The following is a 12,374-nucleotide window of genomic DNA, read 5'->3' on the forward strand; positions in this document are numbered from 1 at the left end:
TTTTGGCAAACTAAAAGGACAAGACCGATGAAAGGTTCCCGCCCCGAACAAGCCGTGCTGACCAAAGACACGGACCTGAGCAAAACCGACGACACCCGCCGCGTGATTGAAGAGATGGTGGACGGGTTAAATGACCACCGCATCAACGATATTGGCGACTTCTTTTCCGATGGGTTTCGCTGGATGGGCAACCAAGGTTGCGGCACCAAAACCGGATTAAAGGAATTCCAGGACAACTGGCAGCGTCCCTTTCAGGCCGCGTTCTCCGACAAGGTGTGCATAGATGAGGCCCGTCTCTACATGGGTGAATGGGCCGCGGCATTTGGCCGTCAGGAAGCCACGCACAGCGGCACGTTCCTCGGAATTGAACCGACCGGCAAGCGGATTGAAATCCGGTACATGGATTTCTGGAAAGTCGTTGACGGCAAGATCTTGGACAATTGGGTGAACGTCGATTTTGCCCATGTCGCCGCCCAACTTGGCGTCGATCTATTCAACGGCGAAGGCTGGGAAGCATTTGATCGCGGCGACAAACAGGCGCCTCGACCCGACAACAAAGGATAAGACGATGGCGATTGACTATCTCAAACGCGGCAAACCAGAAGCAGATCGGGCCGAAGATGACGCCGAAACCAGTGCAGTGGTCGCTGCTACACTGAAGGATATCGAAGCGCACGGTGACACCGCTGTGCGTGAACTGGCCTGTAAGTTCGATAACTACGACCGTGAAAGCTATCGCCTCAGTGAGACCGAGATCGAAACGATCATTGCCAAAGTGACACCACGCGAGATGGCAGATATCAAGTTCGCACAGGAGCAGGTGACCAAATTCGCACAGGCTCAACGGGACTCCATGCTGGATATTGAGATTGAACCAATGCCCGGCGTGATCCTGGGTCACAAAAATATACCGGTACAATCCGTTGGTTGCTATGTTCCCGGTGGTAAATTCCCGATGGTTGCTTCGGCCCATATGTCTGTCGCAACTGCTAAGGTGGCGGGCGTGCCACGAATTGTCGCCTGCACACCACCGTTCAACGGCGAGCCGAACCCTGCCGTTATCGCCGCGATGCATTTGGGCGGCGCCCATGAGATCTATGTCCTGGGCGGCATACAGGCGGTTGGTGCGATGGCTATTGGCACCGAAAGCATAGCGCCTGTGCATCTGCTCGTCGGCCCAGGCAACGCCTTTGTCGCAGAAGCCAAACGCCAACTATTCGGTCGCGTGGGTATCGATCTTTTTGCGGGTCCAACTGAAACCATGGTCATCGCCGACGACACTGTTGATGCAGAGCTCTGCGCCACAGACCTGCTGGGACAAGCCGAACACGGCTACAACAGCCCCGCCGTTCTGGTTACCAACAGTCGGACACTCGCCGAAGACACGCTGAAAGAGATCGACCGCATCCTGACCATCCTGCCAACCGCCGGTACCGCCCGTGTGAGCTGGGAAGATTACGGAGAGGTAATCCTCTGCGACAGCTATGATGAGATGCTGGCCGTAGCCGATGACATTGCATCGGAACATGTTCAGGTGATGACCGACCGCGATGACTGGTTCTTAGAAAACATGACCTGTTACGGCGCGCTGTTCCTTGGTCCACGCACCAATGTCGCCAATGGAGACAAAGTCATTGGCACAAATCATACCTTACCTACGAAAAAGGCCGGTCGCTACACAGGTGGGCTTTGGGTGGGTAAGTTTCTGAAAACGCACTCTTATCAGAGAATCACCACTGATGAAGCGGCAACCCTGATCGGCGAATACGGCTCACGCCTGTGTATGCTAGAGGGTTTTGTTGGGCATGCCGAACAATGCAACATCCGGGTGCGCCGCTACGGGGGGGCCAATGTTCCCTATGGTGAAGGTGCAGCCTACCGTGATGTTGCTGAGTAAGAGCCGACATATCGCTCGGGCGGTGGAACACTCGCCTGAGCAAAACCAATTTTGCTTTTCCGATCAGGATCAATAATGGATCGCCCAAGCGCACATAAGGCCCTGATGGCTCCTTTGTTTTCAGCCATGCGCGATTTCGCGGCTGACCCGGTGCGCAGTGCAATGGCGTCAGTTTTCTCATCCGATGCCGAAATCCGTTTGTGTCACCCGCTTGGAACTATGGTCGGTGCCGACGCGTTCTACGATGAGGCCTATGCGCCACTACTGGAAGCGATGCCTGATCTGGAGCGTCGGGACTGGATCGTGATGGCTGGCGAAACCTCTCAGGGCGATCAATGGTTGGGGTCTGGCGGGCAGTATATTGGTACCTTCACAGCCCCTTGGATGGATATTCCCCCAACCGGCCATTTTGCACATATGCGGTATCATGAGTTTTATCGCATCTCCGAAGGCAAGATTGTCGAGATGCAGGCGATCTGGGACATCCCGGAACTGATGATGCAAGCCGGGGCTTGGCCAATGTCCCCGTCGCTCGGGCGTGAGATGCTCGTGCCAGGTCCACTCACGCAGGACGGATTTGTTCGGGGCCCGTGGGATCGGAAGCACGCAGCCGCGTCCTGCAATCACATTGTGGATATGCTGGCCCATCTCGTTCGCCATCCGGCTCAAGGCGGTCCCGAGGTAATGGAAATGAATAAGTTCTGGCACCCTCGATTTAATTGGTATGGCCCAGCGGGCATTGGTACCGCACGCGGCATCTCGGGGTTTCGGGACTGGCATCAGATCCCGTTTCTGAATGCTATGCCCAACCGCGGCGCTAAGGATGATGCCCTTAATTTTCATTTCTTTGGGGATGGAGACTATGCGGCAGTCACAGGTTGGCCAAATATGCGCCAGAGCATTTCAGACGACGGTTGGTTGGGCCTTCCTCCTACTGGTCAGATGATTGATCTGCGAAGTCTCGATTTCTGGCGAATGGAAAACGGCTTGATCCGCGAAAACTGGGTCTTGGTAGATCTTCTCGATGTCTATGCGCAGCTGGGCGTTGACGTGATGGCCCGTCTGCGCGAGTTCAACAAAGCCCGCAATCTGGGTCCTATTGCACCAACAAACGGAGACCGCCCGTGAGCCTGCCTCGAACCCCCTCTTTCCGTCTTGATGGCAAACGCGCATTGGTAACCGGAGCGAGTTCCGGGATAGGGCGCGCCTGTGCTGTCGCCCTTGCTGAGGCCGGGGCACATGTCACCATCGCAGCCCGACGTACAAAACCACTTGAAACGCTCGTGGCTGAAATGCGCGCCGTGGATATGCAGGCAGAGGCACTGGTTCTAGATGTTGCGGATATCAACGCGACCCAAACTGCGATTGCAGAGACCAGCGCGCGGAACGGTGCATTCGATATTCTTGTGAACTCCGCCGGGTTGGCCCGCCATAGCCCCGCTACGGACACGGCCGAAGATGATTTCGACGCGGTTGTCGATCTCAATCTCAAGGGCGCTTACTTCCTGACACGGGCAGTAGCCCAAGATCTGATGACCGCCGGAAAACCCGGCTCGCTGATCACCATTAGCAGCCAGATGGCTAAAGTCGGCGGCCTGGATAGAGCGGTCTATTCCGCGACAAAACATGCCGTTGAAGGCTTTACAAAATCCATGGCCATTGAATGGGGCAAGGCCGGTATTCGGGTGAATACGATCTGCCCCACCTTCATTGTAACGCCATTGACGCAATCCACTTTTGATCGTCCAGAACGTCGGACATGGATTGAAAGCAAGATACAGCTGGGTCGCATCGGCGAGGTCGAAGATATCATGGGCGGCGTCGTCTATCTCGCCTCTGATGCCTCTGCGCTGATCACCGGCACCGCGTTGATGATCGACGGCGGGTGGACATCAGAATGACCGTTGCAAAAGTCACCTCGGCTGATGTTGCACGGCTGGCGGGCGTGTCACAATCCGCCGTCAGCCGAGTCTTCACCCCCGGCGCATCTGCATCAAAAAAGACCGTGGATAAGGTGCGAGCTGCTGCTGAGACCCTTGGCTATCGGCCAAACTCGCTGGCTCGCGCCATGGTTTCCGGGCGCTCCCGCATCATTGGATTGGTCGTTGCCTATCTGGAAAACCATTTCTACCCGGAAGCCCTGGAAAAACTCTCCAACGCATTGCAAGAACAGGGCTATCATGTGTTGATGTTCATGGCCCCGAACACCGCCACCAGCATCGACAGCGTGATCGAGGAAATTCTTGATTATCAAGTTGATGGCATTATCGCGGCCTCAGTCGCGATGTCGTCAGAACTGTCGGATCGCTGCCGCGCCGCAGGTGTGCCCATGGTGCTGTTCAACCGGTCTCAGGATGACCCTTGCATGTCAGCGGTTACCTCGGACAATCATGCAGGCGGACGTAAGGTCGCGGATTTCCTTCTGGCAGCCGGCCATCGAAAGATCGGCTATATCGCCGGTTGGGAAGGCGCTTCGACCCAACGTGATCGCGAAGCTGGCTTCTGCGAACGTCTGGCTGAGGATGGCCTAACACTGCACGCACGTGGGGTCGGCAATTTTCAGATGGAAACTGCGTCCGAAGCAACTCGCCAGATGTTTGCCAACGACCAGCCAGATGCTGTGTTTGTTGGCAATGATCACATGGCATTTGCGGTCATGGATGTCCTTCGGTCCGAACTTGGATTGGAGGTGCCGGGTGATGTCTCTGTTGTAGGCTACGATGACGTGCCCACCGCTGCTTGGCCTGCTTATGACATGACCACCGTTCGCCAGCCCGCCAATCGCATGGTCTTAGAGACGGTGGATATTCTGCTTGATGAAATCAGCGGTGCCCCACAGGGGCCGCGCCGCATCGCGATTGATGGCCCATTGATAGTTCGCGGCTCGGCCCGCATTCCTGAAGGATGGAAAAATGAAGGGTTTTGATCCCAAATTCAAAGACTTCCCCGATTACATCATCGGCATCACAAAAGAGATCTGGGAAGATCGAGGCATTGCTACCCTGCGCAACTACTACGCGCCAGACATTGTCGTGAGAATGCCTGGTTCGGTCTCAGTCGGCAATCAAGGTGTGATCGGCGCTACGATGGCTACTCTGGCTGAGTTTCCGGACCGCACCCTTTTGGGCGAAGACGTGATCTGGTCCGGGACCCCCGAACGGGGAATGTTATCAAGCCATCGGATCATGTCCACTGCCACGCATCTGGGCGACGGGGCATTTGGCAAGGCGACCGGGAGCAAACTGACCTACCGGATTTTGGCCGACTGTCACGCCAAGAACAATGCCATCGACGACGAATGGCTGATCCGGGACAATGGGGCTGTCGTTAAGCAAATGGGTTGGGAACCAAAAGAGTTCACCCGCGATCTGATCGCCCGCGAAGGCGGACCAGAGCATGCGGTCAAACCCTTGACGCCCGCCACAGACCTCGTCGGCCCCTATCAGGGTACAGGCAACGATAGCGAATGGGGGCAGCGCCATACCGATGTCCTTACGCGCATGATGAACGCGGATATGAGCGCTATTGAAGCGATCTATGACCGAGCGGTTCATACAGAATACCCCGGTGGAACAACCGGCCACAGTTGGGCACCGGTCGATCGGTTCTGGATGTCCCTGCGCGCAGCCCTGCCCTCGGCTGAATTCAAGGTCCACCACCAGATTGGGCGGGCTGATGCCAACATGCCGCCGCGCTCTGCCGTCCGCTGGAGCATGCATGGCAAACATGACGGATGGGGGGCATTGGGCGCACCAACCGGTGCAGATATCTATGTTCTGGGCATCAGCCACGCGGAATGGGGCGAGTTAACTGGCGGCAATATAAAACTCCGCCGCGAATGGACGCTCTTTGATGAAACTGCCGTCTGGAAGCAGATACTGCTGCAGACTGGCGATCTGTAAGTGATGCCACAGACATCATCTCTCAATGCCAGCAAGGCTGCGCGGCGCTATCATGCGCACCGCGCGTCCTTGCGAGCTCGACGGTTAAACAACCGGCCTCCCGGAACATGGGTTTGAACTCTCTCAAACCCAACATGCACACCGGAGAAAACACCATGAGTACCATCCAAGATCGCATCGTCCGCTACGGTGAACTACGCCCCTGCAAAACCGCCTTCATTGACGCCCATACGCCGGGGTCAAACCAGAAAGAGAACTTTACCATCATTGGTGGTGGCGTCTCTGAGAGCCCGGATCAGCACGTGCATATCACAGATCAAATCGGGTTTAACATCGGCGCAGCAGGCCAGCCCCCGAAGTGCCGCAACTCTCTTCATAGCCACACTACCGCCGAAGTGTTTTTTGTCCTCAAGGGGCGTTGGCGGTTCTTCTGGGGTCGGAACGGCGATGCAGGCGAATTTATTGCCGACGAAGGGGATATCTTCAATATTCCAACCGGGATTTTCCGCGGGTTCGAGAATATTGGCACGGACTACGGGATGATCATGGCTGTCTTGGGGGGCGACGATGCCGGGGGCGGCGTGACGTGGGCCCCGCAGGTGATTGAAGACGCCCGTGATCATGGGCTGGTTCTGGGCAATAACGGCGTGCTCTATGATACCAAAAAAGGCGTTGCGCTGCCCGAAGACGTCAAACCAATGCCGGTACTCACCGAGGAGGAGCTGTCGCACTATCCCGAAGTGCCAGTTGAAGCCGTCGTGCCTGCCTATGTTGCCCGCTACTGGGATCTGATGGCGCTGGCACGTGACAAACCAGCCAAGGTGATAGGGGCCACGGCGCTGCTAAAAGACAAACCCGGGTTCTGTGTGGATTTCCTGACCCGTGGTTCCTTGCCCGGCGAGATGCACAGCCATGACCAACACAGTGTCCTGTTGCCAGTGCGCGGCCACTGGCGGCTAAAATGGGCCGGTGGCGAAACCACGCTCAACCCCGGCGACACGGCCCTTATCAAGGCGGGTGAAGTACACAGTCTGGAACCGTCCATGACAGGCGAAGCCAGCCTCTATCGGGTAACAGCCACCGATGATCCAGCCGGTGCCACCTGGACTGGTCAGTAATACACCGGCCCGGCGCGGTAGCAACGACTGCGCCGGGCAATTAGACTGAACCGCCCGCCCCAGATGTAATTTGAGGGAGTTACCATATGACAAAGACAACCCATGTAGGTTCACTTCCTCGCTCGCAGGATGTCGTTGACTTTATCTTTGCCCGCGAGCGCGAGCACGCTTTTGAACAGGCAGAATTTGATGCCTGCATGCGTAACGCCGTAAGTGAGACCGTTAGAAAACAAGTCGCCGCAGGGATTGATATTGTCGGTGATGGCGAGACCTCGAAGATCTCGTATGCGACCTATGTCAAAGACCGCTATACAGGGTTTTCCGGCGACAGCCCGCGCAACGCACCAGCCGATCTCAAGATGTTTCCCGGCTTTTTGAAGCGGATTGCCGACGATGGTGGTACACCGCAATACGCCCGCCCTATGTGCACCGGCGAAGTCCGCTCCAAAGGACAAGGTGAGTTGGAGAAGGATATCGCCAATCTAAAGGCCGCAATGGCGCAACACGGTGCCGAGTGTGGATTTATGAATGCAGCATCGCCGGGTGTGATTTCATTGTTTCTGCAGAATGATTTCTACCCAACGCGCGAGGCCTATCTGGCCGCGCTCGCCGACGCCATGAAGAACGAATATGAAACGATCATAGGAGCGGGACTGGACCTGCAACTGGATTGCCCGGATCTCGCGCTTTCACGGCATATGTTGTTCAACGACCTAAGCGATGATGACTTCGTCAAAATCGCCCAGATGCACGTCGAAGCGCTGAACCACGCGTTGTCCGATGTTCCAACTGACAGGGTGCGCGTGCATATCTGCTGGGGCAACTACGAAGGCCCGCATTGCTGCGATATCTCCATGGACAAAGTCTTTGCCCCGCTGATGGCGACCAAAGCGCGCTATGTGCTGTTTGAGACTTCCAATCCCCGCCACGCCCACGAATGGACGGTATTCCAGGACCGCAAGGCCCAGATCCCGGAGGATAAGGTCCTGGTGCCTGGCGTTGTGGATACGACGACCAATTTTGTAGAACACCCGGAAGTCGTCGCCCAGCGTATCGAACGATTTACCAACATTCTGGGCCAAGATCGCGTCATTGCCGGATCGGACTGCGGCTTTGGAACATTCGCAGGGTTTGGCGCCGTGGACCCGGACATCGCCTATGCCAAACTCGCAGCATTGTCCGAAGGCGCCAATCTGGCGACAAAACGCGCGTGATACCTCTCATCCTCCTCCCCGGCATGATGTGCGACGCGCGATTGTTCCAGCCACAGATCGCCGCGTTGTCGGGCCGTTTCCCACTTATGACCGCCCCAATAGGGCAAGCCGACAGCATGGAAACCCTGGCGCAAGAGATACTCGCCATTGCACCATCCCGGTTTGCTTTGGCAGGCCTCTCCATGGGCGGCATCCTCGCGATGGAACTGATCCGACAGGCCCCCGAGCGTGTTTTAGGCGCAGCGCTGATGGATACCAACCCGCTGGTGGAAACACCTGAGGGTCAGGCGCGTCGGGCACCCCAGATCGAAGCAGCCCGCAATGGCAGGTTAAAGCAGGTTATGCGCGATGAGATGAAGCCCAACTATCTGACCGACAGCCCGAACCGCATCGCGATTCTGGACCTTTGTATGGAGATGGCTCTGGATCTCGGTCCGGAGGTCTTTGTAAACCAATCCAAGGCCCTGCGGGACCGCTTAGATCAATGCAATACGCTACAACAATTCGAGCGCCCAACATTGATATTGTGCGGACGCCAGGATGTGCTTTGCCCACCGCACCGTCATGAGCTGATGCATGAGCTACTGCCACAAAGCCATCTGGAAATATTAGACAACGCCGGCCACCTGCCGACGCTGGAAACCCCTGATCAAACCACAGAGGCCCTCTGCCGTTGGCTGGAGAGCCTATGACACCCACACTTCTGGACCTATTACGCAAGATTGATACCCCAACTGTTTGCAATGCCATCGAAGTCGCCGAAGGCAAACGTGGGTTCAACGCCTTTACACGTAGCACCATGCTGGCCTCCGTACCCGATGCATCCGCAATGGTAGAGTTTGCCAGAACCGCCAAGATCTCGGCGTTGGCACCGCCGACCGACGAACCGGAGGTCATCACAGCACGCCGGATGACGTATTGTCGCCATATGGCCGATGGCCCCCGTCCTGCCATGACAGTGGTCGAGGACGTCGATTACCCGAATTGTTTTGGTGCGTACTGGGGCGACATCAACACCACAGTGCACTAAGGATTTGGCATCAGCGGCGCATTCACCAACGGTGTTATGCGCGATCTGGGCGATTTGCCGGATGGTTTTCCTGTGGTGGCCGGTTCCATCGCCCCCTCCCACGGATTTGTACACGTCAATGAAATCACCACCCCGGTCACTCTTTTTGGTCTCCAGATCAAGGATGGCGATTTGGTCCACGCCGACCGGCACGGTGCCTTGGTAATCCCGCCAGCGGTGCTGCCAAATCTGGAACACGCCATCCAAAAGCTGTTGGCAACGGAGAAGCTGGTGCTGAGTCCCGCTAGCAAAGAGGGGTTTGATTTCGAGGCCTTCGAAACGGCCAGGAGCGCCTTTGAAGCTGCACGTACCTGAACCACAATCAGATCCGCTTGCCGCGACGTGCGGCAGGCATACACAAACCAGTCAGTGCCCTCTCGCGTAGCCGGTGGCAGGCTTAGCTGTCTCGACATTTGAGAAAACACCACCGTCAGACTATTAAAACCCTCTGTTTATAAAGCGGTTTCTAAAGCGGTGGGTAGCAAGTGCTCTCGCATTCATAGACAGGTCTGGCGGCGGGCAGGCTTGGCCTTCCCTTTTGATCGGCCAGAGCCTCTGCACCTCACCGTATAAAACAAACTGAAGCGGTGGGTCGCGCAACCGTGTAGGGACAGCGGTCAGATGACTGGGAACGGGCTTGATTTTCGATACTGTTAGCGATAACGATGCGACAATTGTCAGGCCCCGGGCATACCCGAAAAGGGCTGTACCACATCATCAGCCGGAGTTTCCTCTATGACCCTGAAAATCGCGATCAATGGATTTGGACGAATTGGCCGTGGCGTCTTGCGTGCGCTGTTGGATAGCAACGCCGACGATATCTCGGTTGTGGCCATAAATGATCTTTCGCCCGCTGAAACCCTGGCCCATCTGCTAAAATACGACAGCGTACATGGTCGCCTGCGTACACCAGTAAAGATTGACGGCGACACCATGCATGTGGGCAAACACAACATCCGTCTGACCGCGATCCGCAATCCCGAAGATCTGCCATGGCAGGATGTCGATATTGCCTATGAATGCACCGGCCTGTTCACCAGCCGCACTACAGCCGCCAAACATCTGCAGAACGGATCCAAGCGCGTATTGATCTCGGCTCCCGGCAAAGAGGTCGACCGCACGGTAGTCTTTGGTGTGAACCACAAGGATCTGACCAATGACGATGTCATTGTCTCCAATGCGTCCTGCACCACCAACTGCCTCGCACCGGTCGCCAAGGTACTGGATGACGCGTTTGGGATAAAAACCGGATATATGACAACAATCCATGCTTATACCGGTGACCAGCCCACCCATGACACCAGCCACAAAGATCTCTATCGGGCACGTGCAGCTGCACTTTCGATGATCCCGACCTCAACCGGGGCTGCGCGCGCAATCTCGGAGGTGTTACCGCATTTAAAGGGCCGCCTCGAAGGGTCAGCCATTCGCGTTCCAACACCAAATGTGTCCGTGGTTGATCTTAGCTTTGTCCCTGAAAAACCCGCATCTGTAGAAGGCATTAACGACGCGATCAAAGCCGCCTCCGAAGGCGGTCTTGCCGGTATTCTGTCATTCGAAACCGAACCTTTGGTTTCTATTGACTTCAATCATGATCCGCATTCGTCATGCTTCGCCGCACCACAAACCGCCGTCACGGCCGAAGGTCTGGTCCGTGTGGTCAGCTGGTATGACAATGAATGGGGTTTCTCCAACCGCATGGTCGATACGGGCCGCCACATGGGCAAGGTGATGAACGGCTGATTGCCGACGTCGCCAACTGCGCACACGAACGACAGAAGGGCTGCCATCGGGCAGCCCTTTATCATCTAGAGTTGGTCCTCTGTTGTAAAATAAGTCAGACCATCACTAGATGCGGAAGATCGGCTGCAACAAACGCGGGACAAGTGATCGGAATCGTAGGGCAGCATCAGTCGCGGCCAAACAGATGCAGGTCTCGCCGTCCTCAGCAATCGGCGTATGCTCCAAGTCATCGTCAGCAACTTCAAGGTCACCAACCCCAAAGCGACCTGTCTCGTCGCGGAAGGCCCCCTGCAAGACCAAGGTCAACTCCAAACCATTATGGCCATGATCTGGCACCGCTTGACCGGGCGGGATATACAGCAACCGTACGCTGCCACCGTCATTGTGGCTCAGGATCGACTGCCTCACTCCCATGCCGAGTGACTTCCATTTGGGCGGCAAACCACCCAATGCTTCCATGACCGGGGCCGGGAAAATACCCGATCGTTCAAATGTCGGCGCATCTTCGAAGAGATCATCCAATTCGGCGAATACGCGATCCCTGAGATCGCTTGAAAGGTCCCGGGTGCCACAGGCTTCCAAAACGGAACCACCAACGGCCTGATGGGCGTTCAATCGGATGCGGCAGCTGTCACACATAGATAAATGCGTCGCCAACACCAGAGAATACGCATAGGGAAGATTGCCGGAGGCATATGCCACCAACAACGAGTCAGGGATATGATGGCGCACGCCGGTCATGATAGTCCTTGTTCCTTCAATTCATGACGCAACCGCTCAAGTCCGAGGCGGATGCGGGATTTTATTGTCCCCAGAGGCAGTCCTGTTTGCTCCCGGATATCAGCATGGGTCAACTCACCCAGATAAGCCTTTTCTAACATCTCACGCTGGGCCGGTTTCAAGAGTGCCAAGGCGGCTCGCAGTTTTGACGTCTCTTGATCCAGTGCGAGGATCTGGGTCGCATCTTCCTGCGTTTCTTCCGGAAGCTTCAGTTCTTCCGGTATCGGCCGCCGTTCCTTACGGATCACATCAATCTGCCTGTTACGGGCGATCTGATAGATCCAGGCAGAAACCTGTGCACGCTCAGGATCGAACATGGCCGATTTGCGCCATACGGTCAGCAACACGTCCTGCACCACCTCCTCAGCCTGACTTGGAGGCATGCCGGATCTGCAAATCACCCCTTTCAGCCGCGGCGCGAAATAATCGAATAACTTTCCAAAGGCCACTTTGCAGCGTTTGTCACGCACTGCCAGCATCCAAACCGTCTGATCTGACAGGCTATCGCGTTCCACCTTTTTCCTTTCGTGCAATGCACTTGTGTTGCGGCCCACCCTAACGGGCGGTGCAGTCACTTCAAGAGGTCGATCGCTCAGCGTGGTCAACATGTAGAAATTACGAGCGCTTTGCGGCGCTGGATCACTTTGCGCA

The 12,374-nt window shown here is 56.2% G+C and carries 12 protein-coding genes and 1 pseudogene; 11 read left to right on the forward strand and 2 right to left on the reverse strand.

The window, feature by feature from the left end; all coding sequences use genetic code 11:
- Positions 1 to 27: 27 nt before the first annotated feature.
- The 11 genes and pseudogenes from ACEWZM_RS05410 (at position 28) to gap (ending at position 10,943) form a co-directional block, all read left to right on the forward strand.
- Entirely contained in the window at positions 28 to 564 is a 537-nt protein-coding gene (locus ACEWZM_RS05410) for an ester cyclase (RefSeq protein WP_414005464.1), read from the forward strand.
- Positions 565 to 568: 4 nt separating this feature from the next.
- Complete coding sequence (gene hisD / locus ACEWZM_RS05415) at positions 569 to 1,897, forward strand: histidinol dehydrogenase (protein WP_414005465.1); 1,329 nt, start codon at positions 569 to 571, stop codon at positions 1,895 to 1,897.
- Positions 1,898 to 1,972: 75 nt separating this feature from the next.
- Positions 1,973 to 3,025 carry an ester cyclase gene (locus ACEWZM_RS05420; RefSeq protein ID WP_414005466.1) on the forward strand — a complete coding sequence of 351 codons (1,053 nt, stop codon included), beginning with the start codon at positions 1,973 to 1,975 and terminating at the stop codon, positions 3,023 to 3,025.
- Entirely contained in the window at positions 3,022 to 3,798 is a 777-nt protein-coding gene (locus ACEWZM_RS05425) for an SDR family NAD(P)-dependent oxidoreductase (protein ID WP_414005467.1), read from the forward strand. The genes ACEWZM_RS05420 and ACEWZM_RS05425 overlap by 4 nt, the downstream gene beginning before the upstream one ends.
- The gene (locus tag ACEWZM_RS05430; RefSeq protein WP_414005468.1) at positions 3,795 to 4,823 is read left to right on the forward strand and encodes a LacI family DNA-binding transcriptional regulator; all 1,029 of its coding nucleotides are present in this window, start codon (positions 3,795 to 3,797) and stop codon (positions 4,821 to 4,823) included. Before ACEWZM_RS05425 ends, ACEWZM_RS05430 begins: the two co-directional genes overlap by 4 nt.
- Positions 4,810 to 5,799: a nuclear transport factor 2 family protein gene (locus ACEWZM_RS05435; protein ID WP_414005469.1), complete on the forward strand. Its 990-nt coding sequence runs from the start codon at positions 4,810 to 4,812 to the stop codon at positions 5,797 to 5,799. The genes ACEWZM_RS05430 and ACEWZM_RS05435 overlap by 14 nt, the downstream gene beginning before the upstream one ends.
- A 155-nt stretch (positions 5,800 to 5,954) precedes the next feature.
- On the forward strand, positions 5,955 to 6,917 hold the full coding sequence (locus ACEWZM_RS05440) for a cupin domain-containing protein (RefSeq protein WP_414005470.1): 963 nt from the start codon (positions 5,955 to 5,957) through the stop codon (positions 6,915 to 6,917).
- 86 nt (positions 6,918 to 7,003) lie between these two features.
- Entirely contained in the window at positions 7,004 to 8,131 is a 1,128-nt protein-coding gene (locus ACEWZM_RS05445; protein ID WP_414005471.1) for a cobalamin-independent methionine synthase II family protein, read from the forward strand.
- On the forward strand, positions 8,128 to 8,823 hold the full coding sequence (locus ACEWZM_RS05450) for an alpha/beta fold hydrolase (protein WP_414005472.1): 696 nt from the start codon (positions 8,128 to 8,130) through the stop codon (positions 8,821 to 8,823). Before ACEWZM_RS05445 ends, ACEWZM_RS05450 begins: the two co-directional genes overlap by 4 nt.
- Positions 8,820 to 9,515, forward strand: a pseudogene (locus ACEWZM_RS05455) (RraA family protein). The gene ACEWZM_RS05450 and the pseudogene ACEWZM_RS05455 overlap by 4 nt, the downstream one beginning before the upstream one ends.
- A 420-nt stretch (positions 9,516 to 9,935) precedes the next feature.
- A complete protein-coding gene (gap, locus tag ACEWZM_RS05460) occupies positions 9,936 to 10,943 on the forward strand; it encodes a type I glyceraldehyde-3-phosphate dehydrogenase (RefSeq protein WP_414005473.1) in 1,008 nt (335 codons plus the stop codon).
- 105 nt (positions 10,944 to 11,048) lie between these two features.
- Here the strand turns inward: gap and ACEWZM_RS05465 are convergent, their stop codons facing one another.
- Together ACEWZM_RS05465 and ACEWZM_RS05470 are read right to left on the reverse strand one after the other, a co-directional pair.
- Positions 11,049 to 11,684: a ChrR family anti-sigma-E factor gene (locus ACEWZM_RS05465; protein WP_414005474.1), complete on the reverse strand. Its 636-nt coding sequence runs from the start codon at positions 11,682 to 11,684 to the stop codon at positions 11,049 to 11,051.
- Positions 11,681 to 12,331: a sigma-70 family RNA polymerase sigma factor gene (locus tag ACEWZM_RS05470; protein ID WP_414007966.1), complete on the reverse strand. Its 651-nt coding sequence runs from the start codon at positions 12,329 to 12,331 to the stop codon at positions 11,681 to 11,683. The genes ACEWZM_RS05465 and ACEWZM_RS05470 overlap by 4 nt, the downstream gene beginning before the upstream one ends.
- Between the last annotated feature and the right edge of the window lie 43 nt (positions 12,332 to 12,374).

It is taken from the genome of Phaeobacter cretensis (assembly GCF_047372505.1).
GTDB classification, from domain to species: Bacteria; Pseudomonadota; Alphaproteobacteria; order Rhodobacterales; family Rhodobacteraceae; genus Phaeobacter; species Phaeobacter cretensis.

Bases quoted from the DNA above. Each gene is read 5' to 3' on its own strand.
- ACEWZM_RS05410 (WP_414005464.1), top strand. From the start codon at position 28: ATGAAAGGTTCCCGCCCCGAACAAGCCGTGCTGACCAAAGACACGGAC.
- hisD (WP_414005465.1), top strand. From the start codon at position 569: ATGGCGATTGACTATCTCAAACGCGGCAAACCAGAAGCAGATCGGGCC.
- ACEWZM_RS05420 (WP_414005466.1), top strand. From the start codon at position 1,973: ATGGATCGCCCAAGCGCACATAAGGCCCTGATGGCTCCTTTGTTTTCA.
- ACEWZM_RS05430 (WP_414005468.1), top strand. From the start codon at position 3,795: ATGACCGTTGCAAAAGTCACCTCGGCTGATGTTGCACGGCTGGCGGGC.
- ACEWZM_RS05435 (WP_414005469.1), top strand. From the start codon at position 4,810: ATGAAGGGTTTTGATCCCAAATTCAAAGACTTCCCCGATTACATCATC.
- ACEWZM_RS05440 (WP_414005470.1), top strand. From the start codon at position 5,955: ATGAGTACCATCCAAGATCGCATCGTCCGCTACGGTGAACTACGCCCC.
- ACEWZM_RS05445 (WP_414005471.1), top strand. From the start codon at position 7,004: ATGACAAAGACAACCCATGTAGGTTCACTTCCTCGCTCGCAGGATGTC.
- gap (WP_414005473.1), top strand. From the start codon at position 9,936: ATGACCCTGAAAATCGCGATCAATGGATTTGGACGAATTGGCCGTGGC.
- ACEWZM_RS05465 (WP_414005474.1), bottom strand. From the start codon at position 11,684: ATGACCGGCGTGCGCCATCATATCCCTGACTCGTTGTTGGTGGCATAT.
- ACEWZM_RS05470 (WP_414007966.1), bottom strand. From the start codon at position 12,331: ATGTTGACCACGCTGAGCGATCGACCTCTTGAAGTGACTGCACCGCCC.